The 25,557-nt window shown below is 70.9% G+C and carries 28 protein-coding genes; 14 read left to right on the top strand and 14 right to left on the bottom strand.

The window, feature by feature from the left end:
• Positions 1–11 precede the first annotated feature (11 nt).
• The gene (locus tag ACSHV8_RS09170) at positions 12–953 is read left to right on the top strand and encodes a hypothetical protein (RefSeq protein WP_436531323.1); all 942 of its coding nucleotides are present in this window, start codon (positions 12–14) and stop codon (positions 951–953) included.
• On the opposite strand, the gene ACSHV8_RS09175 is transcribed toward ACSHV8_RS09170, so the two are convergent.
• Positions 934–2,187, bottom strand: a complete 1,254-nt coding sequence (locus tag ACSHV8_RS09175) for a putative acyl-CoA thioester hydrolase (protein ID WP_436531325.1) — start codon at positions 2,185–2,187, stop codon at positions 934–936. The genes ACSHV8_RS09170 and ACSHV8_RS09175 overlap by 20 nt on opposite strands.
• 175 nt (positions 2,188–2,362) lie before the next feature.
• Here ACSHV8_RS09175 and ACSHV8_RS09180 point away from each other — a divergent pair, with 175 nt between their 5' ends.
• Both ACSHV8_RS09180 and ACSHV8_RS09185 read left to right on the top strand, forming a co-directional pair.
• Entirely contained in the window at positions 2,363–3,499 is a 1,137-nt protein-coding gene (locus tag ACSHV8_RS09180) for a sensor histidine kinase (protein WP_436531327.1), read from the top strand.
• A gap of 4 nt (positions 3,500–3,503) precedes the next feature.
• Positions 3,504–4,175: a response regulator gene (locus ACSHV8_RS09185; RefSeq protein WP_436531329.1), complete on the top strand. Its 672-nt coding sequence runs from the start codon at positions 3,504–3,506 to the stop codon at positions 4,173–4,175.
• Here ACSHV8_RS09185 and ACSHV8_RS09190 read toward each other — a convergent pair whose 3' ends face one another.
• Positions 4,176–4,397, bottom strand: a complete 222-nt coding sequence (locus ACSHV8_RS09190) for a DivIVA domain-containing protein (RefSeq protein ID WP_436531331.1) — start codon at positions 4,395–4,397, stop codon at positions 4,176–4,178.
• A 162-nt stretch (positions 4,398–4,559) separates the two neighbouring features.
• On the opposite strand from ACSHV8_RS09190, the gene ACSHV8_RS09195 reads away from it, so the two are divergent.
• The 4 genes from ACSHV8_RS09195 to ACSHV8_RS09210 all read left to right on the top strand — a co-directional run bounded on the left by ACSHV8_RS09195 (position 4,560) and on the right by ACSHV8_RS09210 (position 7,750).
• Positions 4,560–5,765: a cytochrome P450 gene (locus tag ACSHV8_RS09195; RefSeq protein WP_436531333.1), complete on the top strand. Its 1,206-nt coding sequence runs from the start codon at positions 4,560–4,562 to the stop codon at positions 5,763–5,765.
• On the top strand, positions 5,759–5,968 hold the full coding sequence (locus ACSHV8_RS09200; RefSeq protein ID WP_436531335.1) for a ferredoxin: 210 nt from the start codon (positions 5,759–5,761) through the stop codon (positions 5,966–5,968). The genes ACSHV8_RS09195 and ACSHV8_RS09200 overlap by 7 nt, the downstream gene beginning before the upstream one ends.
• A 288-nt stretch (positions 5,969–6,256) precedes the next feature.
• Complete coding sequence (locus ACSHV8_RS09205) at positions 6,257–6,994, top strand: hypothetical protein (protein WP_436531337.1); 738 nt, start codon at positions 6,257–6,259, stop codon at positions 6,992–6,994.
• Positions 6,995–7,126: 132 nt separating this feature from the next.
• The gene (locus ACSHV8_RS09210) at positions 7,127–7,750 is read left to right on the top strand and encodes a DUF4232 domain-containing protein (protein ID WP_436531339.1); all 624 of its coding nucleotides are present in this window, start codon (positions 7,127–7,129) and stop codon (positions 7,748–7,750) included.
• Positions 7,751–7,777: 27 nt separating this feature from the next.
• Here the strand turns inward: ACSHV8_RS09210 and ACSHV8_RS09215 are convergent, their stop codons facing one another.
• Positions 7,778–8,581, bottom strand: coding sequence for an SAM-dependent methyltransferase (locus tag ACSHV8_RS09215; RefSeq protein WP_436531341.1), 804 nt, complete (start codon positions 8,579–8,581; stop codon positions 7,778–7,780).
• Between the two features lie 103 nt (positions 8,582–8,684).
• On the opposite strand from ACSHV8_RS09215, the gene ACSHV8_RS09220 reads away from it, so the two are divergent.
• Entirely contained in the window at positions 8,685–9,263 is a 579-nt protein-coding gene (locus tag ACSHV8_RS09220; protein ID WP_436531342.1) for an NADAR family protein, read from the top strand.
• The gene (locus tag ACSHV8_RS09225) at positions 9,260–9,988 is read left to right on the top strand and encodes a GNAT family N-acetyltransferase (RefSeq protein WP_436531344.1); all 729 of its coding nucleotides are present in this window, start codon (positions 9,260–9,262) and stop codon (positions 9,986–9,988) included. The genes ACSHV8_RS09220 and ACSHV8_RS09225 overlap by 4 nt, the downstream gene beginning before the upstream one ends.
• 39 nt (positions 9,989–10,027) lie before the next feature.
• On the opposite strand, the gene ACSHV8_RS09230 is transcribed toward ACSHV8_RS09225, so the two are convergent.
• From ACSHV8_RS09230 to ACSHV8_RS09245, 4 genes are all read right to left on the bottom strand, one after another.
• The gene (locus tag ACSHV8_RS09230; protein WP_436531345.1) at positions 10,028–11,287 is read right to left on the bottom strand and encodes an LLM class flavin-dependent oxidoreductase; all 1,260 of its coding nucleotides are present in this window, start codon (positions 11,285–11,287) and stop codon (positions 10,028–10,030) included.
• Positions 11,288–11,297: 10 nt separating this feature from the next.
• Positions 11,298–12,182 carry an LLM class flavin-dependent oxidoreductase gene (locus ACSHV8_RS09235; protein WP_436531347.1) on the bottom strand — a complete coding sequence of 295 codons (885 nt, stop codon included), beginning with the start codon at positions 12,180–12,182 and terminating at the stop codon, positions 11,298–11,300.
• A gap of 24 nt (positions 12,183–12,206) precedes the next feature.
• On the bottom strand, positions 12,207–13,610 hold the full coding sequence (locus ACSHV8_RS09240; RefSeq protein WP_436531348.1) for an MFS transporter: 1,404 nt from the start codon (positions 13,608–13,610) through the stop codon (positions 12,207–12,209).
• A 252-nt stretch (positions 13,611–13,862) separates the two neighbouring features.
• Positions 13,863–14,285, bottom strand: a complete 423-nt coding sequence (locus ACSHV8_RS09245) for a hypothetical protein (RefSeq protein ID WP_436531350.1) — start codon at positions 14,283–14,285, stop codon at positions 13,863–13,865.
• An 82-nt stretch (positions 14,286–14,367) separates the two neighbouring features.
• On the opposite strand from ACSHV8_RS09245, the gene ACSHV8_RS09250 reads away from it, so the two are divergent.
• Positions 14,368–14,967, top strand: a complete 600-nt coding sequence (locus ACSHV8_RS09250) for a hypothetical protein (RefSeq protein WP_436531352.1) — start codon at positions 14,368–14,370, stop codon at positions 14,965–14,967.
• A gap of 57 nt (positions 14,968–15,024) precedes the next feature.
• On the opposite strand, the gene ACSHV8_RS09255 is transcribed toward ACSHV8_RS09250, so the two are convergent.
• The 3 genes from ACSHV8_RS09255 to ACSHV8_RS09265 all read right to left on the bottom strand — a co-directional run bounded on the left by ACSHV8_RS09255 (position 15,025) and on the right by ACSHV8_RS09265 (position 19,425).
• Complete coding sequence (locus ACSHV8_RS09255) at positions 15,025–15,519, bottom strand: CAP domain-containing protein (protein WP_436531353.1); 495 nt, start codon at positions 15,517–15,519, stop codon at positions 15,025–15,027.
• Positions 15,520–15,682: 163 nt separating this feature from the next.
• The gene (locus ACSHV8_RS09260; protein ID WP_436531354.1) at positions 15,683–17,887 is read right to left on the bottom strand and encodes a ricin-type beta-trefoil lectin domain protein; all 2,205 of its coding nucleotides are present in this window, start codon (positions 17,885–17,887) and stop codon (positions 15,683–15,685) included.
• 272 nt (positions 17,888–18,159) lie between these two features.
• Positions 18,160–19,425: an MFS transporter gene (locus ACSHV8_RS09265; protein WP_436531356.1), complete on the bottom strand. Its 1,266-nt coding sequence runs from the start codon at positions 19,423–19,425 to the stop codon at positions 18,160–18,162.
• A gap of 125 nt (positions 19,426–19,550) precedes the next feature.
• On the opposite strand from ACSHV8_RS09265, the gene ACSHV8_RS09270 reads away from it, so the two are divergent.
• Complete coding sequence (locus ACSHV8_RS09270; protein ID WP_436531358.1) at positions 19,551–20,138, top strand: RNA polymerase sigma factor; 588 nt, start codon at positions 19,551–19,553, stop codon at positions 20,136–20,138.
• A 78-nt stretch (positions 20,139–20,216) separates the two neighbouring features.
• Here ACSHV8_RS09270 and ACSHV8_RS09275 read toward each other — a convergent pair whose 3' ends face one another.
• A complete protein-coding gene (locus ACSHV8_RS09275) occupies positions 20,217–20,792 on the bottom strand; it encodes an alpha/beta fold hydrolase (protein ID WP_436531360.1) in 576 nt (191 codons plus the stop codon).
• 65 nt (positions 20,793–20,857) lie between these two features.
• On the opposite strand from ACSHV8_RS09275, the gene ACSHV8_RS09280 reads away from it, so the two are divergent.
• A complete protein-coding gene (locus ACSHV8_RS09280; protein WP_436531362.1) occupies positions 20,858–22,015 on the top strand; it encodes a low temperature requirement protein A in 1,158 nt (385 codons plus the stop codon).
• Here the strand turns inward: ACSHV8_RS09280 and ACSHV8_RS09285 are convergent.
• Complete coding sequence (locus ACSHV8_RS09285) at positions 21,971–22,774, bottom strand: SDR family oxidoreductase (RefSeq protein WP_436531364.1); 804 nt, start codon at positions 22,772–22,774, stop codon at positions 21,971–21,973. The two genes, ACSHV8_RS09280 and ACSHV8_RS09285, sit on opposite strands and share 45 nt — an antisense overlap.
• Entirely contained in the window at positions 22,771–23,343 is a 573-nt protein-coding gene (locus ACSHV8_RS09290) for a TetR family transcriptional regulator (protein WP_436531365.1), read from the bottom strand. The genes ACSHV8_RS09285 and ACSHV8_RS09290 overlap by 4 nt, the downstream gene beginning before the upstream one ends.
• Positions 23,344–23,396: 53 nt before the next feature.
• On the opposite strand from ACSHV8_RS09290, the gene ACSHV8_RS09295 reads away from it, so the two are divergent.
• Positions 23,397–24,269 carry an SDR family oxidoreductase gene (locus tag ACSHV8_RS09295; protein WP_436531366.1) on the top strand — a complete coding sequence of 291 codons (873 nt, stop codon included), beginning with the start codon at positions 23,397–23,399 and terminating at the stop codon, positions 24,267–24,269.
• A 22-nt stretch (positions 24,270–24,291) separates the two neighbouring features.
• On the opposite strand, the gene ACSHV8_RS09300 is transcribed toward ACSHV8_RS09295, so the two are convergent.
• Positions 24,292–24,828 carry a YbhB/YbcL family Raf kinase inhibitor-like protein gene (locus tag ACSHV8_RS09300; RefSeq protein WP_436531368.1) on the bottom strand — a complete coding sequence of 179 codons (537 nt, stop codon included), beginning with the start codon at positions 24,826–24,828 and terminating at the stop codon, positions 24,292–24,294.
• Between the two features lie 86 nt (positions 24,829–24,914).
• Between ACSHV8_RS09300 and ACSHV8_RS09305 the strand changes: the two genes are divergently transcribed.
• Entirely contained in the window at positions 24,915–25,544 is a 630-nt protein-coding gene (locus ACSHV8_RS09305; RefSeq protein WP_436531369.1) for a GntR family transcriptional regulator, read from the top strand.
• Positions 25,545–25,557 lie beyond the last annotated feature (13 nt).

A 25,557-nucleotide genomic window follows, 5' to 3' on the forward strand; every position in this document is an offset into this window, starting at 1 on the left:
TAATCTCCGCCGTGATCGACGAGGAACTGATCAGCCGGGCCGTCGCGGACGACGACGACGCGATCGAGGAACTGACCGAGATCGCCAACTCCGAGCCGGAGCGGCTGACGCCCTATCTGGGGCGGCTGCTGGACGCGGGCGTGCTGTGGCCGGGCACGATGTACCGCCACGCCGGCACCGACGTGATCGAGCGGGTCGTCGCGCTGGTCGACGCCGGGGAACAGCCGAAAGCGCTCGGTCATCGGCTGCTGGTGCTGGCCTACAGCCGGCACGAGCTCGCCTACGAGGCGATGCGCCGCTGGATCGACCAGCCGCCCGCCGGCGTCGACGCGCTGCACGTCGGGATGGCCGAGTACGCCCAGGAGGGCGGCTGGACGATCAACCCGGACGGGAGCCGGCGAGACCTGTGCGGCGACGTCGCCTACGAGTGGCATCTGCGCGCGGCGCCGGAACCACAGGTCAACCCGGCCTGCCCGTGGTGCTCGTCGCCGCTGTGGATCGCCGCCGACCTCGACGGGGCGTCACCGGCCCTCGCGCACACCGGCTGGACCGGTCGCCTACGGTTCCGGACCTGTCACTTCTGCTCCTGTTACGACACGGTGTTCAGCGAGGTCACTCCGGACGGCGGCAGCACCTGGTGGGCCGGGAACGTCCGTCCGGACTACCTGGGCGCCACCGAGCCGGAGGAGCCGCCGACCCTGCGGCCCGAGGTCGGACCGGCCCGCGCCAACCCGTTCCAGGCCAGCGCCTGGACCGACGGCGGGTCGACGCTGGGCGGCCATCCGCAGTGGATCCAGGACGCCGAACACCCGCCCTGCCCCGGATGCGGGCTGATCATGGACTACGTCGGCCTGATCGGCGGCGCCGACCTCGACGAATACGGCGAGGGCGCCTACTACCTGCACGTCCACGCTCCGTGCGGCTTCGCCGCGGTCAACTACCAGCAGAGCTGACCGGGCCGCGGTTGCGGAACTCCCAGAGGCGGTTGTAGTTGACGTCGTTGAGGTCGCGGCCGTCGTCGACCCGGGCCAGGAACGGGCGGGCGGTCGTGGCGGCCGGCGACCACGGGTTCGTCGCGTCGAAGCCGGCGCCGAGGTAGCTGTCGCGGATCACCAGTTGGCCGTTCGGGGTGATGCCGGGCAGGTAACCCGTGGTGCTCGCACCCTGGTCCCACGCGCGGCCGAAATGGCCGGTGGGCGCCGCCTGGTAAGCCACGTCGGTGACCAGTCGGGACCGGGTGACCAGGAAGCCGTACGGGAAAACGGGGTTGGTGTTGGGGGCGAAGATGACGCCCCCGGACGGCTTGCGTGACGACACCAGCCGGAATTCGCAGTGGTCGAAGACGGCGGCGGCGCGGCCGAACACGAAGTCGGTGTCGCCCTCGACGTAGGAGTCGCGGACCGAGACCCGGGCGATGCTGTTCACGTCGTCGGCGTTGGTCATGAGCGTGTCCTGGCGGCCGATCAGGCGCATGTCCTCCAGCTGGGTGCGGTCGGCGTCGGTGCGCAGGGCGAGGGCCTGGTGGGTGCCGCGGTCCACCGTGTCCAGCAGGGTGTTCGTGATCGTCAGGCCTTTGAGCTGCAGGTTCGTGCTCTGCGCCCAGACCACGGTGGCGCACAGAGCGGCCGTGGCCGTGGTCTTGGTGGCGCACGACTGGAACATCGGCCAGGCCGGGTCGCCCTCGGCGTAGCGGCCGTCGGCGTTGACCTGAGCGGCCCATTGGGCCGGGGTGATCGTCGCGTCGACGGTGAATTCGAGATTGACGTCGCGGGCCGGTCCTTCGCCGAAGATGGTGAGCGGCGGGGTTCCGGAGGGGATGAAAACCGTTCCGGTGTACGTGCCCGGGCGCACCCCGATCGTGAGGCGTCGCGTGCCGCCGGCGCGGTAGGCGGCATTAACGGCCTGTTGCACCGAGGTGAATCCGTGCGCGCCGCCGACGACGAGATCGGGGTGGCGGGGCGTGCGGATCGGCTGCGGGCGCCACGGGTCGGCGACCGGGCTCGCATAGGCGCCGGAATACCCGAGATAGTGCGTGGCCGTGAACGGCGTGGCCTCGGCGCGCGAGAGGACCGGCCGGCTCGACGTGCCCGGCGCGGTCTCGGCGGCGGCCCGCACCGGCGCGGCCGAGGCCGGGGCCGGCGTCGAGGCGGTGAGCAGCCCGGCCAGCAGCAACAGAACGGTCTTCACAGCGGCTCCTCCCGCAGGAATGCGCTTTCCCGCAGCACCCTACCGTCGAAGAGCGTCGATGTCTGCATCCGGCCGTCGACCGGACGGAATCGGCTGGGCGTTACCGCCGCGGTGGTAGGCCGGGTTACTACCGCGGTTGGACGTGTCCGCGCAGCTCCGGCCGTACCGTTGGATCATGCGGGCGAGGCGGGCGAACTGGGCGGCGGCGATCGCGGCCGGGCTGCTGGCCGCCGGCGGCGCGCTGAGCGGCATGGGCCGCGACCGGATCCCGCTCGGCGCCGACCTCGCCTCCACCGCCGGGATGACGCTGGCCATCGGGCTCAGCCCGTTCGCGCCGCTGCCGGTGCTGGTCGTCGTCACCGTGGCCGCGGTCGTCTACGAGGCGATCGGCTGGGGCACCCCGGTGCTGATCTTCGCGATGGCCGCGGCGCTGTACCACCTGACGCTGCGCCACAGCCGCCGCGTCTCGTGGACGGCCGCGCTGATCTGCGGGGTCTGCTGGTGGGCGGCGACCGCCTTCCGCGCGCCGGAGCTGCTGTGGACGCTGCCGTCGCTGAGCTCGTTCGCGTGGTCGGGGCTCGCCGTGGCGTACGGCGAATCGGTCCGTAATCGGCGGGCCTACATCGCCGAGGTGGAGGATCGCGCGCGGCGGGCCGAGCAGAGTCGGGAGGACGAGGTGCACCGCCGGGTCGCCGAGGAACGGCTGCGGATCGCCCGTGAGCTGCACGACGTCGTCGCGCACCACATGGCCGTGATCAACGTGCAGGCCGGTGCCGCGGTGTTCGCGCTGGCCCGGCAGCCGGCTGCGGCCGAGCCGCCGCTCAACCACATCCGCCGTGCATCCGGCGTCGTGCTCAAGGAGCTGGCGGCGATCGTCGGCCTGCTGCGCCAGCCCGGCGACGCCGAGGCCCCGCACCAGCCGCAGCCCGGGCTCGACCGGCTGCCGGAGCTGCTCGACGAATTCACGGCGGCCGGTGCGGCGATCGAGTTCGCGCAGGTGGGGGACGCGCGGCCACTGCCCGCGGCGGGCAATCTGGCCGCCTACCGGATCACCCAGGAGGCGTTGACGAACGCCCGCAAGCACGGCGACGGCGGCCCGATCCGGGTGCGTTTCACCTATGAGCGCGATCGGCTGCAGGTCGAGATCGCCAACGGGGCCGGTCCGTCCCGTACCGAAAAATCGGGTTATGGATTGATCGGCATGCGGGAGCGCGCCGCCGCGGCCGGCGGCTCCGTCGATGCCGCCAGGACCGACAAAGACGATTTTCTCGTACGGGCGGTGCTGCCCGCGCCATGGCAACACGAGGAGTGACGGCGTGACCATCCGGGTGCTGCTGGCCGACGACCAGAAACTGATCAGGGCGGGATTCCGGCTGATCATCGACCTGGCCGACGGGATGGAGGTGGTCGGCGAGGCCTCGGACGGCGGTGAGGCGGTCGACCTGGCCCGCTCCGAGCGGGCCGACGTGGTGCTGATGGACATCCGCATGCCGGGCGTCGACGGTGTCGAGGCGACCCGCCGGATCACCGCGGATCAGCAGCTCAGTGGCGTGCGCGTGGTCGTGCTGACCACCTTCGACGCGGACGAGAACGTGCTCGCGGCGCTGCGGGCGGGCGCGAGCGGCTTCCTCAGCAAGGACGTCGAGCCGGAGGAGTTGCTGCGCGCGATCCGGGTCGTGACGGCGGGCGAGGCGCTGCTGACCCCGCGCGCCACCAAAGGGTTGATCGACCGGTTCCTGTCGCCGGATGATCAGCCGCTGATGGTCCCGGCCGAGCTGGCCCTGCTCACCGACCGTGAACGTGAGGTCGTGCGGCTGGTGGCGCTCGGCCGGTCCAACGAGGAGATCGCGGCCCGGCTGGTGCTGTCGCCGCTGACCGCGAAGACCCACGTCCACCGGGCGATGACCAAGCTCGGTGTCCGCGAACGCGCGCAGCTGGTGGTCATCGGTTACCAGAGCGGCCTGGTCCGCCCGGGCGAGCGCGAGTAGCTACCGGCTCAGGGCCTGGGTGAGGTGGTTGACGTGCTGGTCGACCTCCGCCCGGTCGTAGCCGCGGAGCACGACGGTGAAGTTCACCTGCGCGAGGGCGGCGCGGGCGGCCGCCTTCCCGGATTCGCTGCCGGACCGCAGCGCCTCGTCGGCCTGCGCGAGTGCCGTGTCGACCTGCGCCCGGTCGTAACCCCGGAGCACCGTCGTGAAGTCATGGGCCATGACCGAGAACGTTAGGCCCTGCACACGAGCGAGGGAAGGGCGCGGATGATCGAAATGAAAAACGCATTGTTCCTGGTCAATTCCTAGATCGGGTTTTCCGGTCTTGTCCCGATCACGTGGGCTGACCTACGGTCGGCCGTGGCCGGACAAACTGGAGGAACGATGACCGAAGCGGTTCCCACCTATCCGTTCACCTACCCCGCGGCTCTCGAACCGTCCCCGGAATGGGAGCAATTACGCAGCGAATGCCCGGTGTCGCGATTCCGGATGGTCACCGGCGACGAGGCGTTGCTGCTCACCCGCTATGCCGACGTCCGCGGGCTGCTCGCCGACCCGCGTTTCACGCACAGCCTGGCCGAGGCCGGCGCCGCGAAGATCGCCGATTCCGAGGACGGTGGTGTCTTCAACCGCCAGGAGTCGACGATGACGTCCAGCCCTGATCATCCGCGCTGGCGGCGCATGATGAACAAGTCATTCACCGTCAAGCGCGTCAATGCGATGCGCCCGCGGATCGAGGAGATCGCGCACCAGCTGATCGACGATCTGATCGCCGGCGGGCAGCCCGGCGATCTGCAGTCGAAGCTCGGCTTCCCGCTCCCGGTCTTCGTGATCTGCGAGCTGCTCGGGGTCGACCCCGGATACCGCGACAAGTTCGCCCACTGGTCCGACGCGATGCTCAACCTGACCAGGTTCGACCAGGCCGAACTGAACCGGGCGGCCACCGAGTTCCAGGAGTTCATGGTCCAGCACGTGCTCGACAAGCGCGCCAAGCCGGGCGACGATCTGCTCAGCGAACTGGCCGCGGTCGTCGACAGCCAGGACGGCCGGATGGCCGAGGCCGAACTGGTGCTCACCGCGCAGGGCCTGCTCGTGGCCGGCCACGAGACCACCGCCAACATGATCGGCAAGATGGTCTCGATGCTGCTGGCCGACCGGCCGCATCGCTGGGAGCGGCTGGTCGCCGACCGCGGACTGATCAACTCGGCGGTCGAGGAGTCACTGCGCTTCGACGCCAACCCGGGCATCCCGCTGCCCCGCTACGTGTCCGAGGACATCGAGGTCGCCGGCTGCCCGATCAAGGCCGGGACCACGGTCATGGTCAGCATGGCGTCCGGGAACCGGGACGAGGCCGCGTACGAGAACGCGTCCGAGATGCACCTCGACCGGGTGCCGAACCCGCACCTCACCTTCGGGGCCGGGCCGCACTCGTGCCTGGGTCAGGCCCTTGCGCGTACGGAACTGCAGGTCACCCTCGCCGTCCTGCTCGACCGTCTGCCCACCCTGGAACTCGCCGTCCCGCCCGAGGAACTGCGCCGCCGCACCGGTCTGATCGTCGGCGGGCTCGAGGAGGTTCCGGTCCGATGGTGACGAGGATCGAGCTCGACGAGCCGCGGTGCATCGCGGCCGGGCAGTGCGTGATGACCGCGCCCGAAGTGTTCGACCAGCGCGACGAGGACGGAGTGGCGATCATCCTGGAGCCGGTGCTCGCTCCGGAGCATGTGGACGCCGTGCGGGACGCGGTGGCGATCTGCCCCGCCGCCGCCCTGCAGTTGATCGAGGAACCGGCATAGTGGAATCCCGGCGGCGACCGGTCGCGCCGCCGGGAATTTCCATTTAGTTTTGTAGACGTAGGACTCGCCATTTTGGATTTCCTCACAATTTTGTGATGGTTGTGTCGCGCGGGGTGGTGTCCGTATTGCGATGCATTTCCGTGATTGTTACCGGTGTCATTCGTGTCTTGATAGAAGTTGGTTAACATTTCATTTCGATAACATGAATTACATCTATCGCTTCGCCTCCCTACGCTTCCTCGCAACGCGCCGCCAGGTTGCGAAACATCAATGGCGAAGGGATGTTCCGTGGGGAAGAAGAAGGCCGCCGCCCTGCTCGAGGAAGTCGTTGCAGCTGAGGAGCCTGCCGTCGCCGAAGAAGCGGTCGAGGCCGCTCCGGCGAAGGTGAAGAAATCCAAGAAGGACAAGAAGGCGGCCAAGGCGGCTGAGGCTCCGGCGGAGGACGCGGCTGCCGAGGAGCCGGTGGCCGAGGAGCCGGCGGCTGAAGAGGCCGTTGCTGAGGAGCCGGCGGCTGACGAGGCTCCGGCCGAGGAGCCCGTGGCTGAAGAGGCTGCGGTCGAGGAAGCTCCGGCTGAGGAGCAGGCCGAGGCCCCGGCTGAGGAGGCTGCGGTCGAGGAGGCGCCGGTCGAGGAGGCTGCCGAGGCTGCTCCGGCGAAGGTGAAGAAGTCCAAGAAGGGCAAGAAGGAGAAGAAGGCGAAGGAGGCGGCGGTCGAGGAAGCCCCCGCCGAGGAAGCTGCGGTCGAGGAAGCTGCGGCGGAGTCGGTCGAGGAGGAGCCGGCGGTCGAGGCTGAGGAAGCCGCGGCCGAGGAGGCTCCGGCTGAGGAGGAAACGGCCGGCGAGGACGAAGCTCCGGCCGAGGAGGCTCCCGCGGAAGAGGCGGCGGCCGAGGAAGCGGCCGTTGAGGACGTAGCCGCTGAGGAAGTGGCTGCGGACGAGGCGCCGGCTGAGGAGGAGGCCGCCGAGGGGGAGGCCACCGACGAGGCGCCGAAGAAGGAGAAGAAGGGCAAGAAGGGCAAGAAGAAGTAGTGGTCCTGGGCCGCCGCGCCCGGTTCAGCGCGGCGGCCGTTCGGTTGCCCACAGTGATGGCACTAACCCGTGAGGTTGGGAGATCATCTCGCGGGCTACCAAGGACGCATGAGACGTACAACGCTGGTTCTGATGGCCACCCCGCTCCTGTTCGCCGCCGGCTGCTCGGCGACCACCTCGCCCACCGCGGCGCCCGCACCGTCGGCGGCGCCCACGAGCGCTTCCGCGACGCCGGCGGGCGGGCCGGACACGGCTACCCCGACGGCGGGCGCACCGACCACGGCCACCTCGCCGGCGACCGGTTCGGGGGCCGGCAAGCCGGTCGACTCCCGGTGCCACACCGCCGACCTGAAGCTCACGATCGGGGAGGGGGACGGGGCCGCCGGGACGGTCTACGCGCCGCTGATCTTCACCAACACGTCGGACCGCACCTGCACGCTGTACGGATACCCGGGCGTCTCCTGGGTCACCGGGAACAACGGCACCCAGGTCAACGATCCGTTCAAGCGGAGCGAGCAGCGCAAGAAGGCGACCGTGACGATCAAGCCGGGCGGGACCGCCAACGCCGTACTTCAGCAGGCGAATGTCGGTGTTTTCGACAAGGCCGAATGTAAGCCGGAGTCGATCCGGGGCCTGCGGATCTACCCGCCGGACGAGACGTCGTCGGTCTTCGTGAGCCTGCCGGGGCAGGCGTGCTCGGCCAAGGGCGTCGGCGTCGCCTCGGTGTGGGCGATCGCCGCGGGCAGCAAGATCTGACGGTGCGTCCCGGAAAGCGCCGCCGGGTCAGCGGACGATGCGAGCGACCAGACCGTTCGCCGCGATGGACTCGATCGCCGGCCGGGGCTGCGGAGCGTCCTCGGCCCACCAGCGGGCGACCGACTGCACGCCCGGCTCGACGAGCCGCACGTCCGGCCGGTCGAACAGGGCCCGCAGTTCCGGGCCGGTGCGGTCGCGCCACTGCCGTTCCATGACCGCGCGCAGCGACGCGATCTGCTCGGCCGGCATGTGTTCGGGTGTGGCCTGCGAGGCCGCGATGAGGCTGCCGGGCGGGAGCGCGTCGATGAGCGTGTTCAGGATGGCGACCGGGTTGTCGTCGTCGCGGATGAAGTGCAGGACGGAGATCAGCATCAGCCCGACCGGCTCACCGAGATCGAGCGTGGCCCGGAACTCCTGGTCGTCGAGGATCTGCCGGGGATCACGAAGATCCGCTTCGATGTACGTCGTCCGCCCCTGCTCGGTCCCGGTCAGAAGAGCACGGGCGTGCACCAGGACGAGCGGGTCGTTGTCCACATAGACGATCCGCGCGGTCGGGTCGGCCGCCTGGGCCAGCTCGTGCGTGTTCGGCGAGGTCGGGATGCCGGTGCCGATGTCCAGGAACTGGCGGATGCCCTGGCCGGTCATGTACCGCACGGCGCGGTGCATGAAGAACCGGTTCTCCAGCGCGCTGAGCCGGGCGGTCGGGTGCCGTTTCTCGATCTCGTGGGCGGACTGCCGGTCGGCCTCGAAGTTGTCCTTGCCGCCGAGCAGGTAGTCGTAGCGCCGGGCCGGGTGCGCGACCGAAGTGTCGATCCTGGAGTGTTCAGTCACGAATAGTTCCCTTCGGCCCCGGCCAAGCGATTCACGCGAATCGTAACGTTCGTGATCGAAAAATGTGGGGCACCCCCGGCGTGCGTGGGGGAGACTCGGCGGCATGGTCACTGAGGTGCGCAGCGTCGCCGAGCTGGTCGCTCTGACCGCTTCCGGTCAGCCGCTCAAGTACGTGTATTTCTGGGGTCACACCCCGTCGCGGGACGGCGGTGTCAGCGCCTCGTGCCTGAGCCAGTGGTCGCCCGAGGGTTTCACCGTGGACGGCCGGCGGTTCGCTTCGGCCGAGCACTACATGATGTGGCGCAAGGCCGACCTGTTCGGGGACACGGCGTCGGCCGGGAGCATTCTCGCCGCCGGGCACCCGCGCGACGCGAAGATGCTGGGTGGCCGGGTGACGCCGTTCGACCAGCGGGTGTGGGAGGCGAACCGCTTCGAGATCGTCGTCGCGGGCAACCTGGCCAAGTTCCGGCAGAATCCCGAACTGGGTGCGTTTCTGGCCGGCACCGGCGAGCGGGTCCTGGTCGAGGCCAGCCCGATGGACCGGATCTGGGGCGTCGGCCTGACCCGCGACGACCCGCGCGTGACCGATCCGGCCCAGTGGCGCGGCCTCAACCTGCTCGGCTTCGCCCTGATGGAGGTCCGCGCCCGCCTCGGGGCCGGGATCGCGAGCGGGCCGGCATGATCATCGCGGCGTTGCAGGAGCGGGCGGCCCGTGCCCTGCCGGCCGAGTTCGGCGAGCGCGTCGACGGATGGTGGCTGCGGGCCGCGCCCAGCTGCTCCTGGTGGGTGGGGACCACGCTCCCGCACGGCGACGGCTCGCTCGCGGATCGGGTGGACGGCGCCGAGAAGTTCTACCGGCGGTACGGGATCGACGCCCGCATCCAGATCAGCCCCGGCGCGAGCCCGTCCGGGCTGGACGAGCTGCTGGCCGGGCGCGGCTATCGGCGCGGCGGACGGTTGTCGCTGCAGACCGCGGCGACCGCGTCGGTGCTGGCCCGGTCCACGGCCGGCCGGTCGCCGGAGGTACGCGTGGACGACGCGCCCAGCCGGGAGTGGTTCGCGGTCTGGCACGAGATCCACGGGCAGGACGGGGAGTGGGAGCTGCTCGGGCGGGTGGACCGGCCCAGCGCGTACGCCTCGGTCGTGGTCGGCGGCGACGTGGTCGCGGTGGGCCGGGCGGTGGCCGACGACGGGTGGGCCGGGCTGTTCGGCATGGCGACGCTGCCGGCGGCCCGCGGGCGGGGTGCGGCCGGCGCGATCCTCGACGCCCTGGCCGGCTGGGCCGTCGAGCAGCGCGCCGGGAACATGTATCTGCAGGTGGAGGCCGGAAACGGCGCCGCCACGCGGTTGTACGGGCGGGCCGGTTTCCGGGAGATCTGCGCCTATCACTACCGCTCCGAGGTCTGAGCCGGCCGCCCCGCCCGTGCGGGCCGGGGCAGTCGGGGCTCAGGCGGGCAGGTCGAGGTGCTCGCGCAGGGTGGTGCCCTCGTACTCGGTGCGGTAGACGCCTCGGGACTGCAACTCGGGGACGAGCTTGTCGACGATGTCCTCGACCGTGCCCGGGAGCAGCTGGGGGAGGATGTTGAAGCCGTCGACCGCGCGGTTCTCGACGTAGCGGGTCCACTCGTCGGCGATCTGTGCCGGGGTGCCGACGAACGTGCTGTGCCGGGGCGTGACCTCGATGACCAGGTCGCGGATGGACAGGTTGCGCTCGGCCGAGAGCCGGCGCCACCCGGCGATCCGCTCGGCCTTGCCGGTGCGGTGCTCGATCGAGATCGTGCCGCGCGACGGGTCGAGTTCACCCTCGGCCGGCTCGATGTCGGGCAGGGGGCCTTCGGGGTCGTACCCGGAAAGGTCCTTGCCCCAATATTGTTCGAGGAAGGCGAGCGCGCGCGGGCCGGTGACCTGCTCGCGCTGGATGTAACGGGCCTTCTCCTCGGCCTCGGCCGGGGTGTCGCCGAGGATGACCGCGGCGCCGGGCAGGATGCGCAGCGAGTCGGCCGAGCGCCCGTAACCGGCGAGGCGTTCGCGCAGGTCGGCGGCGTAGGCCACGGCCTTGTCGTAGTCGGTGTTGGCCGAGAAGACGACGTCGGCGTGACGGGCGGCCAGGTCGCGTCCGCCGGCCGAGTCGCCGGCCTGGAACAGGACCGGGCGAGCCGGCACGGTCGGGCCCGCGGTGACGTCGATCAGGTCGTCGTGGCGGTCGACCGGGGTGCCGCCCCACAGCGCCTTGGCGGTCTCGACGAACGCGGCGGCGCGCTCGTAGCGGCGCTCGTGCGGAAGCCAGCCGCCGTACCGGAAATTCTCGCCGGTCCACGCGTTGTCGGTGGTGACGATGTTCCAGCCGGCCCGGCCACCGGAGACCGCGTCCAGACTCGCCAGGCGGCGGGCCAGGTCGGCCGGGAAGTTGTAGGTGGTGTTCTGGGTCGCGACCAGGCCGATGTGCGTGGTCTCGGCGGCCAGGGCCGCGAGCTGGGTGATGGCATCGGGCCGCCCGGCGACGTCCAGGTCATGGACGCGTCCGCGATTTTCCCGTACGCGAAGGCCCTCACCGAGGAAGAACGCGTCGAACAGGCCGCGCTCCAGGGTGCGGATCGTGGAGACGAACGTGTCGATGTGGGTGTGCGAGGTGAAGGCCGGATCGGTCCAGATGGTCTGCGGGCCGACGCCGGTGAAGAACACTCCGAGGTGGAGACGGTGCGACATGATCGGCTCCCTAGACGGCGGCGAACTGGTTGGCGGGCCGCGGCAGCCCGAGGGTCTCCCGCAGGGTCGCCCCGGTGACCGGTTCACGGCCCAGCGCGGCGGCGAACCGCGGGAAGTCGCCGAGGTCGGCGAGGTGCAGCCGGACGCCGTCGACGACGTCGCCGAGCCGGGTGACCAGGTCCCGCAGCTCGTCCGGGCTCTGGGTCACCGTGATGTCGGCGAAGACCAGGGGTGCGCCGTCCGCGCGGGCCCGGGCGGCCCGCGCGGCGATCGCGTCGAGGCCGGTCGCGGCGACCAGGGCGACGTCGAGGCGGCCGGTGACGCCGAGAGTGTCGGCGCCCAGGACCACGAGCCGGCCCTGCGGCGGGCGCGGCGTGATCAGCGGGCCGACGACCGCGAAGTGCGCGCCGGTGAAGTTCACGTGGTGGACCCGGTCGGCGTCCAGGAAACGGCCGGTCGCCGCGTCCCGGATGACGGCGTCGTCCTCCCACGAGTCCCACAGCTGCCCGGCCACGTCGATCACGTCGGTGATCTCCCGGTGCAGGTCGTCGCCGGTCAGCGGCGGGAGGCCGACCGTGGCGAATGCCGCGGGGCTGCTCTCGGCGCCGACCACCCAGGCGCCGCGGCCCAGGGACGCGTGGTCCAGGGAGGCGAGCTGGGTGGCCAGGTGGAACGGCTCGGTGGTGGTGACGTGCAGGATCGGGGCGAGGCCGATCCGTTCGGTGCGCCGGGCCAGGTAGGAGGCGCGGACGCCGGCCTCGATGCGGCCGGTCGCGGACGGCGAGTCGGCGATGGTGACCAGCGCGAATCCGGCCGCCTCGGCGGCGACGGCGATCTCGGGATCGGCCGTGGCGTCGCCGATCTCCAGGGCCAGGTGGGGTTGTGGTTGGCTCATCAGACCTCCCTTTCCCTGCAAAGCCTATAGCTTCGATAGGGTTTGAACAGGGGTCGCCTGCGTCACATCGCGGCGGATGTCGAGTGCGGCGAAGATCGTCGACAGCAGCATCATGGCCAGACAGATGAGCAGGCCGGCGGAGGCCGCGGCCGGGCCGGTCGTCGTCGTGGCGACCAGGATCCCGGTGACCGCGGCGGTCGCCAGCGTGGCCGAGATCCGCTGCGACACCTGCAGGAACGCGCCGGCCAGCCCGGCCGTGCCGGCGGGCGCGCGGGCCAGGGTCAGCGCCTGGTTCGGCGAGATGACCAGGCCGCCGCCGATACCCATGGCCAACTGGGTCAGCGTGAGCCCGATCCCCAGCGCCGGGCCGGAAGTGGTGTGCAGGACACCGATGGTCGCGGCGATCGCGAGCGACGACCCGGCCAGCGCGGCGGTCACGCTGGGCCGGTTGACCAGCCGCCAGCTCTGCGACGAACTGGCCGCGAAACCGAACGCGCTGGGCAGCGTCGTCAGCGCGGTGTGCAGGGGTGACCAGCCGAGGCCGTCCTGCAGGTACAGCACGAGCACGAGCGTGGTCGACAGAGACGCGCCGAACTGGAACATGGCGGTGAGCGTGCCCAGGCTGAACCCGCGGTCGGTGAGCAGCGCCGGGATCAGCACCGGAGTCCGGCCCGACCGGGCGTAATGGACCTCCCAGGCGGCCAGCGCGGCCAGGATCCCGGCGGCGGCGAGAATCCAGGCGTACGGCGGTGGGCCCTCACCGGCGGGCAGCACGAACGGCAGCAGCAAGCCGAGCGTGACCAGCCCGAGCAAGGTCAGGCCGGGCAGGTCCAGGGTGGTACGACGGGTGGCCGGTGGGCGGCCGGACGGCAGCAGGCGCAGCGCCAGCGGGACGGTGACCAGGCCGAACGGGACGTTGAAGAGCAGCACGAGCCGCCAGCCCGGGTCGGGCCCGGCCGCGTTGAGGACCAGGCCGCCGAGTGACGGGCCGATGATGCCGGCGATGCCGCCGACCGTGGCGTACGCGCCCAGGGCCCGGGCTCGGGCCGGTCCCGTGTAGAGGTCCTGGATGATGCCGTACACCTGCGGGTTGACCGTGCCCGCGCCGGCGCCCTGGGCCAGCCGGGCGACCGCGACCACCCAGGGCTCGTCGGCCGTGCCGGCCACGATGGCGGCGACCGTGAAGAGCGCGACGCCGCCGGCGAACAGCAGGCGGCGGCCGTGCGCGTCGCCGAGCCGCCCGGCCGGGACCAGCGCGAGGCCGAACGTGAGCGAATACCCCGCGATGATCCACTGCAGGGTGGCCGGGCCGGCGCCGAGCGAGCCGCGCAGGGCCGGGATGGCCGTGTTGAGGCTGGACTGGTCGAGCAGGGTGGTGAAGGCGGCACAGAGGCAGACGAGCAGGGGCAGGCCGGACCGGTTGCGCACGGACTCACCATATGCCATCAAGTCGCTAGGCAATGTGGGAGATGAGCGCCACGTGGCCGGCCGCCGGTCTCGCATCAATCGTCGATTGATGCGCACCGCTCAGGGTTTGTTGCTCTGACCGCAACCACCCGACCACGTCGCCCTTGCGGGCCTCGCGTTCTGGGCGCGCCAGCGCCCTGCGAGGACCGGAAGGGTCCCCGCGGGAGCGACGGTCTGTACCCCGGCGGACCGAGGCAATGAAGAATGTGATCTTCAGGTTTGTCCGGAGATCCTGGCCGAGACGGCGACCTCGACGAGTTCCGGGGTGAGGGCGCGGGGCAGGCAGGCGACCCGGTGGTCCGGGTGGTGGCCGGTGGCGGTGCCGATGATCACGTCCTCCGGGCCGATGCCGATGGTCAGGCGGTCGTCGTCGAAGTACCAGAGGCGGCTCTTGTCGCGGACCGGCTCGTCGACCACGCGGATCCAGTGGTCACCGAGCTGATCGGCCAGGTCGGCCGGGTCCACGTCGAGGAAGAACGCGAGCTCGTCGGTGCCCTCGTCGAAATTCTCGGACAGGCCGATGAGCAGCGTCTTCAGGTGATCGTAGGGCGGCTGCTCGGGCAGGTCCTCGGCGTGGTGCAGCGGCAGGAACTCCAGCAGCGCCAGCAGCTCGGTCCTGGACAGGGGCTCGGACACGTTTCCAGCTCAGCACGGGTGACCGGGGCCGCACCCGGGAACGCGGAAATCGCCGTTTTTCGGATCTCCTATAGTTGCCGCCGTGTCAGATCACATTCGGCGGTACGTCATCGGCGCTGCTCTCCTGGCCGGGGTGCTCGCGACGGCCGGCTGCTCGACCGGGACCGGGACCGCGGCGGCGCAGGCGCCGGTGACCGTGGCGCCCTCGGCCGACCTCGCGGGGGCGCTGGCCCGGCTCGGACGGGAGACCGCCCGGTTCACGGTGGCGCCGGCGAAGGGGGAGCGGGTCAGCGGGGTGATCGACCCGGCGACCGGTGACTGGGAGATGGCCGGGAACGACTATGCCGTGCGGCGGATCGGCCCCGACCTGTACGTGCGGCTGAGCGCCGAGCCGGCGAACAGCGTGTACCCCGGGCAGTACGCGGCTGACCTGGGCAAATGGGTGCACCTGAAGGTTCCGTCGGCCGGTCTGGCCTTCGACCGGGACTTCCCGTGGACGCCGGCTCGCGGCGCGACCAGCGCCGATCTGGACGTGGACGGGCGGGTCAGCCGGGTGACGACAGCGGACATGGTGGTGAGTTACTCGGACTACGGGACGCCGGTGCGGGTGCAGGCGCCGCCCGCGGACCAGACGATCGAGGACCACCTGTTCACGCCGGCCAACCTCGGGCCGATCTTCTGAGAACGTCTTCCCGGAAACGGAGACGGTCCCCGCCGGAGGGGCGGGGACCGTTCTGCGTCAGTAGCCGAAGTCCTGGGTGTAGTACGGGGCGCCGTTCTCGGCGTAGACCGCGCCGACGCCGACCGTCTTCGAGCTGCAGTTGAGGATGTTGGCGCGGTGGCCGGCGCTGTGCATCCAGGCGTCCATGACCTGCTCGGCGCTGCGGTAGCCCCAGGCGATGTTCTCGGCCGACGCGTGGGCGTAACCGGCCGCGCGGGCCCGGACGACGAAGTTGGAGCCGCCGCGGCCGGTGTGCGAGAACTCGCCGGTCTGGCCCATCCAGGCGCTGTGACCGCGGGCGGCGGTGGTGAGCTTGTCGTTCACGGTCAGCGCGGCGCAGCCGTGCTCGGCGCGCTCGATGTTGGTGAGGCGGACGATGTCGGCCTGCAGGGTCTGCTCGGCGGCCTTGGTCTTCACCGGCGCGGCCTCGGCCGGGGACGCGGTCATCATGACGCCGGCGGCGGCCGGGACGATGAGGGCGGCCAGGGCGAAACGGCGGAGGAGAGAGCGCAAGAGGTCGACCCTTTCGATTGGTGGCCCCCGGCGTGTTCGCCGGTTGCACCATTCCCTTCGTCGGGGTCGACGTCGCGGTGATCGCAGATGGGTGGCGTCTCGGTTTCCACCGAGTTGCCGGTGCCCGGGCGAGCGTGGGCGACCCGCCCGGGCACCGGCGGTCTCACGGGCCGGTCGTCAGGTACGTGACCTGGTGGCCACTGTTCGCGGCGGCGCCGTTGTTGTTGATCACGTGGGTGATCGTGCCGGTGCCGCCGAGCGAGACCGTCACCATGTCGTGGAACTTGACGCCGCTGGTCACCGGCACCTCGAAGGCGTGCGCGTTGGCCACCGCCGGGTTCACGTTGAAGTAGGCGTAACTGCCCAGACCCCACGCCTCGTGACTGGTGACCGAGTCGGCGACCTTGTACGCGGCCCAGCCCTGGGTCGAGCCGTTCATGTACGCGGCCTGGTTCGGCGGGTCGTACGGCATCTCGTTCTGGTAGAAGTACGTCCGGCCGCCGTTGCCGTTCCAGATCGTCTGGTACTGCTGGTAGTGCTCGACGAACAGGCCGTAGAACGTGACGTTGTTGCCGTTCACGATCAGGCCGTTGCGGGCCGTGTTGGTGCTCCAGCCGACCGTGCCGCTGTTGCCGTGGTCGGCCCGCCAGATCCAGGCGTGGTCACCGATCACGTTGTTGCTGTTGATCTGCACGCTGATCGTGGCCTTGCCGGCGATCGCGCCGCCGATGCGGACGAACACGTCGGAGAGCACCGTCGGGTTGGCGTGCGTGGCCGTCGAACCGGTCGGGCCGACCTGCAGCAGGATGTTCGAGTTGGTCGTGCCGGCGTCGAAGAGCAGACCGGCGATCCGGACACCGTCGACGTCGGCGACGTGCATGGCGTCCACGCCGCCGTCCGGGACGAACGTGGCCACGCCCAGGCCGAGCACGACGGTGTCGGCCCGGTTCACGTTGAGCGTCTGGTTCAGGTGGTAGACGCCGGGCGTGACCAGCAGGTTCTTGCCGGCCGCGAGGGCCGCGTTGATCGTCGCCGAGGTGTCGCCGGACTTGACCACGTAGAAGCTGCTGATCGGCAGCGAGGTGCCCGCGGGCGTGCCCGAGGCCCAGGTGGTGCCCGACGCGTTACTGCGCAGCGACGGGACGAAGACCTGGTAGGCGCCGGTGCCGTCGACGTACAGGTAGGGCTTCTCGGCGATCGTCGGCGACGAACCGACCGTGGTGTACGGCGGCGACGGGAAACTCTGGGCCGGGGCGCCGGTCGAGCCGACGAAGACCTGGTTCCAGTTCGAGCCGTTCCAGCTGCCCATCGCCGTGTTGCGGGTCAGGAACTGCTGCTGCGTACCGGACTGGATCTGCCCGTCGATCTTGGAGTCGGCGATGAAACCACCGGACGACCAGCCACCATCGGAAAGAGCAAGATTTCCCCGTACGTGCATCCGGCGATACGGCGCCGCCTGCGAGACCGCCCAGCGGTCGAGGCCGTCGGCCGGAGTGACCGACAGGCCCTCGGCCGAGCGCCAGAAGTTCTGCGTCGCGTTCTGCGAGCCGTCCGGCCACCAGTCGGCCTCGACGTGCACGTGACCGTTGATGTTCACCTGGTCGGGCGTGAGACCGAGACCGGCGACCTGGGTGAAGAAGCCGACGTTGACGTCGTTGGAGTACGTGCCCGGCTTGAACAGCAGCGCGTAACGGGCGTTACCGAACTGGTTGGCCACCTGCGCGTTGAAGACCGAGGTGAGCTTGTTCTGGATCGTCGAGGACGACATCGACGGGTCGAAGACGGTGACGTTCGGGCCCAGGTCCGGGTTGTTCGGGTTGGTCGGCACCGTGGTCGGCGGGCTCGTCGGCGTGGTCGGGGCGCCGGAGAACGTCCACTTCTGGTTGGCGCCGCCACCGCAGTCCCACAGCTGCAGCTTGGCCCCGTTGTTGAGGTTGTTGTCCTTGATGTCGAGGCACTTGTTGGCCGCGACGTTCACCAGGTCCTTGGTCGACGCGTTGTACGACCACTTCTGGGTGGCGACCGTGTCGTAGCAGTCCCACAGGTGGATCACGGCGCCGTTGGCGGTCGAGTTGTTGGCCACGTCCAGGCACTTGCCCAGCCCCTGGACCTGACCGTTGTCGGCCAGCGTCCAGTTCTGGTTGGGCCCGCTCGCGCAGGTCCACATCTGCGGCTGGTTGCCGTTGGCGGTGCTGCCGTCGGTGACGTCCAGGCACTTGCCGTTGGCCGAGCTGACGATGGTGCCGGTGCTGGCGGCGAAGGCCTGGGTGACCCCGGCGACGCCGAGACCGACGACCACCAGGGTGATCGTCCCGGCGGCGAGCCACCGTGGGCGCCGCCACGGGCGCGGCTGCTGCGAATCGGACATCTTGTGCCCTTCATGGGGGAAACGGGGGAGAGGCGCCCAGCATCGACCCATGTCATCAAGCTCTCAAGCTTCTTTAAGGTTTATTTAATGGTTCCGCAACACGTCAATTTGTTACATCGCTGCCGGTCGCTTCCGAAGCGCCCTTGGCATGCCGTCTACCAGCTCTTTTTCGCTGCGGGCGTGGATGTCGAGAAATATGCGACCATGCACCTGATGGATGATCAAGACGTTCGCCGTGACGTGCTGCGCCTGCCGGACGAGCCGGACCGTCGCTATTCGGCAGCCGGCTCTCGGGTGAGGGCGGGGCGGCCGTCCTGGGCCGTGGTCAGCAGGTGGCGCAGGGAGAGGGCGAGCAGCGACGCCACCAGGCAGCCGCCGAGGGTCAGCGCGACCCACGTCATCGCGTGGCCGGCCCCGATCAGCGGGCCGGCCGTGATCGGCCCGATCACCGAGCTGATCCCGAAGTTGACCGATTGGGCGGAGTTGTAGCGGCCCCGCAACCGGTCCGGCGCGAGCGCGTTGACCAGCGCGGGCAGGACCGGCTGGAGCAGGGTCTCGCCGAAGCCGAAGATGGCCGAGCTGGAGATCACCAGGATCGCCGCGAGCAGCGGGATCTCGGCCCCGACCAGGCCGCCCGCGCCCAGGACCAGCCAGGACCCGGCGAAGATGGTGCCGACCACGGCCAGGGTGCGGCTGCGGCTGTGGCCCTCGATGCGGCGCATCACGGTGAGCTGCGCGGTGACGATCATGACGGTGTTGGCGGCCAGCGCCCAGGCGACGACGCGCGGCGCGACCTCGGCGGTCCGGACCGCGAAGGCCGGGAACCCCACCTCGATCTGGCCGTATCCGCAGGTCGTGAGGACCAGGCCGAAGATGAGCAGGCGGCGGAACGCGTGATCGCGGAACACCTCGCGGTAGCCGCCCGACGGTGTTCCGGCCGGACCGGGCGCGGTGAGTCGCCGGCCGACCGCGGGCATCGACAGCAGGATCGTCAGCGGGACGAGGTAGGTCAGCGCGTCCAGCAGGTAGATCGCCTGGAACGTCCCCGGCCGGTGCGCGTCGACGAACGTCCCGGCGATCACGCCGCCGAGCCCGATCCCCAGGTTGAGCAGGGCGAACTGCAACCCGAAGGCCTTCTGCCGCTCGTGCTCACCGGTCAGTGAGGTGAGCATCGTCGCGTTCGTCGCCCAGCTGGACGCCATACCGGCCGCGGAGACCGTGAGCGCGACCACGGCGAGGGCGGGCGTCACGGCGTACGCGAGAAGAATTGATCCGATCGTCTGGCCGCAGAGACTGGTCAGCGCGACCGGCCGCGCCCCGAATCGGTCCATCAGCGTCCCGCCGACCGGCGCCAGGACCATCAGGACCGCGCCGAACCAGCCGATCGCGATGCCGGCCGCGGCGTCGGACAGGCCGCGCACATCGGTCAGATAGATGAACAGGAACGGCAGCGTCAGACCCCGCCCGATCGACGAGAGGAGCACGCCGACGAGGAGCCGGCGGGCCTCCCGGCGCACGGGCAGGCTTTCGCGAATCATGCCGGGATTGTGCCTGCCGGGCCCCGGATCCGCATGACACCAGGGTTTTCCCCGGCGCGAGGGCGCGGCCCGAGGAAGCAGTCTTCAGTGGTCAGCGACCGACACGGGTTGGGGGAGTGGCGGACATGCGACAGGCGGTGGCGCGGGATCTGGCCGCGGTGGTACACGACGCGCGGGCCGGTGACGAGCAGGCCTGGACGATCCTCGTCGACGCGTACGGTCCCCGCCTGCGGGCGATCGCCCGCCGGTTCCGCATCCCACCCGATCAGGTGGGTGATCTGCTGCAGGCGACGTGGCTGCAACTGTTCAACGGCATCGATCGGCTGCAGTGCCCCGAGGCGGTCGGGTCCTGGCTGGCCGTGACCATGCGCCGGCTCTGTCTGCACGCGGTGGCACGGGGGGACCGCGAGTGTCCGGTGACCGGTCTGGACGAGTGGCTTGCCCAACCGGGCGAGGCGCCGGAGGCGGGCCTGCTGCGCGCGGAACAGGCGGCGAGTGTCCGCCGCGCGTTGGCCCGCCTCCCGGAGCGCCAGCGGCGCCTGCTGTGGCAGATGGCGATCGATCCGGACGCCCGTTACACCGACATCAGCGCCCGCCTGGACATGCCGGTCGGCGCGATCGGTCCGACCCGGGCGCGGGCGCTGGGCCGGCTGCGGCGGCTGCTGCTCGACGAGGAGCGGGCGACCCGCTACGCCGGGGTGGCGGTGCGGTGAGATGTTGACCCGGCTGCGGAACCTGCTCTGTGTGGACGGCCCGGAGATGTGGGTCCGCCCGATCGTGGTGGCCGACCTCTACACGAGCCCGTGGACCAGCGCGGCGAACGCGACCGGGTCGCTCAGGTGCGGGAACGCGCCGGCGGCGACGTGGGCCTGCGGCCCCGCGCCGACCGGAACCCCCGACCACTCACGGTAGGCCGGGGTCAGGGTCGGATCATTGCGGCGTACGGCGAACTGCCGGAAAGCCGCGGGCACGACCGCGAGGTCCGGGGCGGTGCCGGCGTCCAGCGTGATCACGTGCTGCACGGCGTAGCGTTCCGCGAACGCCCGAGCCAGCCGCGCCGACTCCCCGTGCGCGACCAGCACCGGCGCCCGATGCAGGTCCAGTCCCCGGACGAGCAGCGCGAGATCCTCGGCCAGCCGGGACAGGCCCGGGCGCGGCACCGAGTCGCCGTGCCCGGGCAGGTCGACGGCGATCGCCGCGCACGTCCCGTCGAGTTCGGCGGCGACCGGCCACCACATCGTCCGGTCGTAGCGCAGCCCGTGCAGCAGGACGACCGGGCGCCCGAACCGCCCCCAGCGGTCGTAGACGAGCCGGTTGCGCGGGGTACCGAAGGCGTGGGTGGTGCGGCGTGGCGGTTGCGGGACCATGCGTAGTCAACGACGGCCGGGGGCCGGCCGGTTACGCTGCCGCGGTGCCTCTAGGACTCACACCGATGCGACCCCGTGACCCCGCCGAGCCGGGCCGGACCGCGACCCCGCTCGAACTCTTCTTCGACCTGGTGTTCGTGGTCGCGGTCAGCATCGCCGCGGTGCAGCTGCATCACGCGCTGAGCGAGGGCCACGCCGGGCACGGCGTGATCGCGTACGCGCTGGTGTTCTTCGGCATCTGGTGGGCCTGGATGAATTTCACCTGGTTCGCCACCTCCTACGGGGCGGACGACTGGCTCTATCGCGTTCTCACGTTCCTGCAGATGGGCGGCGTGCTGGTGCTGGCCGCCGGGGTCGAGCCGGCGTTCGTCGACAAGAACTGGCTCGTGGTCACCATCGGTTACGTCGTGATGCGGGTCGCGATGATCGCCCAGTGGCTGCGCGCCTCACGCTTCGCCGGGGAGAACCGCCGGACCACGCTGCGTTACGCCATCGGTATCGGCATCGTGCAGCTGTTCTGGATCGCCCGGCTGTTCCTGCCCGACGACGTCCAGCTCTATGTGCACCCGTTCCTGATCGCCGCCGAACTGGCCGTCCCGCTGATCGCCGAGCGGACCGGCCTCACCCCGTGGCACGCGCACCACATCACCGAACGTTACGGCCTGTTCACTCTGATCGTGCTCGGCGAGAGCCTGCTCGCGTCGGCCAACGCGATCATCGAGGCGCTGCACGACCACGAGGCGCTCGCCCCTCTGGTATCCATTTCGGTCATGACCCTGGCGGTCACCTGCGCTCTGTGGTGGATCTACTTCTGGCCGCCGCACCATCGGGCGATCCGCGGCTTCGCGCAGTCCATCCGCTACGGCTACGTTCACTACTTCGTGTTCGCCGCGGCGGCCGCGTTCTCGGCCGGCATCGAGGTCCAGATCGACGTCCTCACCGGGCACAGCGAGCTGAGCGCGACCGCGGCCTCGTTCGCGGTGACCGTCCCGGTCGCCGTCTTCGTCCTCGGCATCTGGTGGATCGCCCTGCGCGAGAACGCCGACCGTGTCGTCAACCTGGCCGTCCCGCTCGGCGGCGTGCTCGTCCTGCTCGACCCCATCACCCCGATCCCGGTCCTGCTGGCCGCCGTGGTGCTGGTCGCCGTCGTCGTCGTGCTGGTGCTGCACCCGCCCGTGTCACGGCCCGAGAAACTCCCGCACACCGCGCACGCGGGTGGTTAGGCGCTTCTGCGTCGCTTCACCATGGAGACGTACGGCGACGGCCCCCGGAAGTCCACTCCCCGCCCGCAGCGCCGTGGGCAGCGCGTCCGGGTCCAGGCCGTCGCGGCGGGCGATCAGCACCCCCAGCGCGTGCCGGCTGATCGCCTCCGGCCCGGCGACGTGATGCACGCCGGGCACCCCGGCCAGTTCGAGGACGGCCGCCGCCAGGTCGGCGACGTGGACCGGGCACCGGATGTCGTCGGTGAACAGGGCGCCCACCCGCTGCCCGGTGGCCAGTTCGTGGACGAATCGCTCGGTGGGCGATTCACCGTTCGAGACGATCAATGAGGTACGGACGATGGCCGCGTCCGTGACCAGGCCACGAACCGCGACCTCGGCCGCCGCCTTGGCCGCCCCGTAGGGGGTGACCGGGTCCGGTGCCGCCGTCTCGTCGTACTCCGGCGCGCTCCCGGAGAAGATCGCGTCACTGGACACGTGCACTAGCGGTGCCTGTGCGGTCGCGGCAGCCGCGGCCACGTGCATCCCGCCGTCCGCGGTCGTCGCCCAGTCCGCCTGAAGATAGGCCGCGTTGACGATCAGTTCCGGTCGCACGTCGGCGACGAGCGCGGCGACCTCGGCCCGGTCGCGGATGTCGAGCGGCCGGCCCCGCTCGATCGGCTGACGGTGGAAGGTCCCCACGACGTCATGGCCGGTGAGCCGGGCCTGCCGGGTGACCTCGCGCCCGAGCAGGCCGCTGGCGCCGACGACCAGGACCCTCACGTCAGCACCGGGCGGATCAGCCGCATCAGCTGGTCGTGGACCTGCTCGGCCGGGCCGCCGGTGGCACCGGTCATGCCCCAGGTGAGCAGGGCGCCGTTGTAGGCGGCGTGGATCGCCCCGGCCAACCCGGGGTCCGCCCGGCCGGCGTCGATCTCGCCGGCCGCCGCCGCCCGCCGCAGCACCGTGGCGATCGCGGCCTCCACGGCCGTCGCATACTCCCGCGCGACCTGCTGGAACTCCGGCACGGAGAGATCCATCAGCAGGAACGCGAGGTGGTTGGCGAACTCGGCCGAGCCGCGCACGCTCGCGGCCATCGCCACGAACACGCCGACCAGCTCGTCCGTGGTCCCGGCGGCGGCCAGCCGGGCCGGCACCACCTGGGCCGAGTGCCGGGCCAGGGCGAGCAGCAGCTGATCCTTCGACCCGAAGCGCCGCAGCAGCGCGGCCGCGGTCAGGCCGGCGCCCGCGCCGATCTGGGCCAGGGTGACGCCGGCCGGCCCGGAGGCGGCGACGGCGTCCGCGGCGGCGGCGAGGATCGCGTCGTCCGAGACGGTCCGGGGGCGTGCCATGGCAGCACAGTACCGGGTCGCCGGAGTTAGTAAATTGTGGTTCACTAACTCGCATGGAGACGAAGACGTTGGCAGGGAAGATCGCGGTGGTGGCCGGGGCGACCCGGGGCGCGGGCCGGGGCATCGCCGTGGAACTGGGCGCGGCCGGCGCGGAAGTGTGGGTGACCGGGCGCAGCACACGCGCGGCACGGTCCGACATGGATCGGCCGGAGACGATCGAGGACACCGCGGATCTGGTCACCGCCGCCGGTGGACTCGGCATCGCCGTGGCCTGCGACCACAGCGATCCCGACCAGGTGGCGGCCCTGATCGAGCGGATCGCCGACCGGCACGGCCGCCTCGACATCCTGGTGAACGACATCTGGGGCGGCGACCCGCTGAGCGAGTGGGGCACCCCGTTCTGGCGGCAGGACCTCGGCAAGTTCCGGGCCATGTGGGAGCGTTCGGTGCTCACCCACCTGATCACCAGCCGGCACGCGGTGCCGCTGATGATGCGCCACCGCGGTGGCCTGATCGTCGAGGTGACCGATGGCGTGGGCCGGGAGTACCGCGGCAACCTCGCCTACGACCTGAGCAAGGCCGCGGTCAACCGGCTCGCCCTGGCCCAGGCCGAGGAACTGCGGGAGCACGGCATCACGGCGATCGCCGTGACACCCGGCTTCCTGCGGTCCGAGGCGGTGCTGGATCACTTCGGCGTCACCGAGGCCAACTGGCGCGACGGCGGTGACCGCGACCCCCACTTCCTGGCCTCGGAGACCCCGCGTTACGTCGGCCGTGCGATCGCCGCCCTCGCCGCCGACCCGGCGGTCAGTGCCCGCACCGGCCAGGTCCTGACGTCCTGGGATCTCGCCGAGGAGTACGGCATCGACGATGTCGACGGCCGCCGGCCCCACTGGGACCGCCACTGGCGGGGCGCCTCCGTGTGACCGGAACGCCCCGCCTCGTGGGTCAGCTCGCCGGGATCTCGCCGGTCGCGACGATGGTGGCCCGGGCCAGGGTCTGGTTGTGCGCGGTGAAGCCGAGCACCGCGGGCGTGGCGTCCGGCCCGACGCCGATCTTGTCGGTGCTCAGCGCGTGGACGGTGATGAAGTAGCGGTGCTGCCCGTGCCCGGCGGGCGGGGCGGCACCGATGAAACGAGCCTGACCGGCGTCGTTGCGCAGCTGGTAGGCACCGTCGGGCAGGCCCGAGCCGGTGTCGTCGCCGGCGCCCTCGGGCAGCGAGGTGACGTCGGCCGGGATGTCGGCGACGGCCCAGTGCCAGAAGCCGGACTGGGTCGGCGCGTCCGGGTCGTAGACGGTGACGAGGTAGCTCTTCGTGCCCTCGGGGGCGCCGGACCAGGACAGCTGCGGCGAGACGTCCTCACCGCCGGGGACGCCGAAGGCGCCGGAGAACTGGGCCTTGCTCCATGCGGCGCCGTCGGCGACGGTGCTGCTGGTGACCGTGAAGGTCCCCGTCTCGGGATGACGGGCGAACGGGTCGTTCATGCGGGTGATCCTTCCAAGAACGATCGGACGTGATCGACCATAGCACCGAAAATCGATTATCCAACAAATGGTCTACGATGATGCTCATGGTCGAGGCGAAGCAGATGCTCTCGGAACGGGTCTACACCACGCTCCGGGAGGAGATCCTGTCCGGTCACTTCGCCCCGGGGGCCGCGCTCAAACCCCAGGAACTCGCCGGGTCTTACGGGGTGAGCCTGGCCGTCGTCCGCGAAGCGCTCGTGCGCCTGGTCGGCGACGCGCTGGCCGACCGGCTCACCAACCGCGGTTTCGCCGTGCCCAGCGCGTCCGACCAGCGCTGGCAGGACCTGGCCGAGGCTCGCGCCACGTTCGAGCCGGCGGTGCTGCGGCTGTCGATCGCCCGGGGCGACCTGGAGTGGGAGGCGCGGGTGCGGGCGGCCCACCACCGGCTCGCGCGCACGTCGGCGTACGAGAAAGGTGCCTGGACCACCGCCCACCGCGAGTTTCATCGGGCTCTGCTGGACGGCTGCGGCAACGCGGTGATGCTGGAGACGTTCGACCGGATGTGGGTCGCCAGTGAGCTGGTCCGGGTCTGGGCGACCGATCTGGCTCCGCCGCGCGACCACCTCGACGAGCATCGCCGGCTGGAGGAGGCGGCCCTGGCCGGCGACGCGGACACGGCGGCCGGGCTGCTCGCGCGGCACGTGTCGCTGACCGCGGCCGGCCTCCGGGAATGATCGGGGCGGATAG

Origin of the sequence: Actinoplanes sp. HUAS TT8 (assembly GCF_051380535.1) — a bacterium.
Lineage (GTDB): Bacteria > Actinomycetota > Actinomycetes > Mycobacteriales > Micromonosporaceae > Actinoplanes.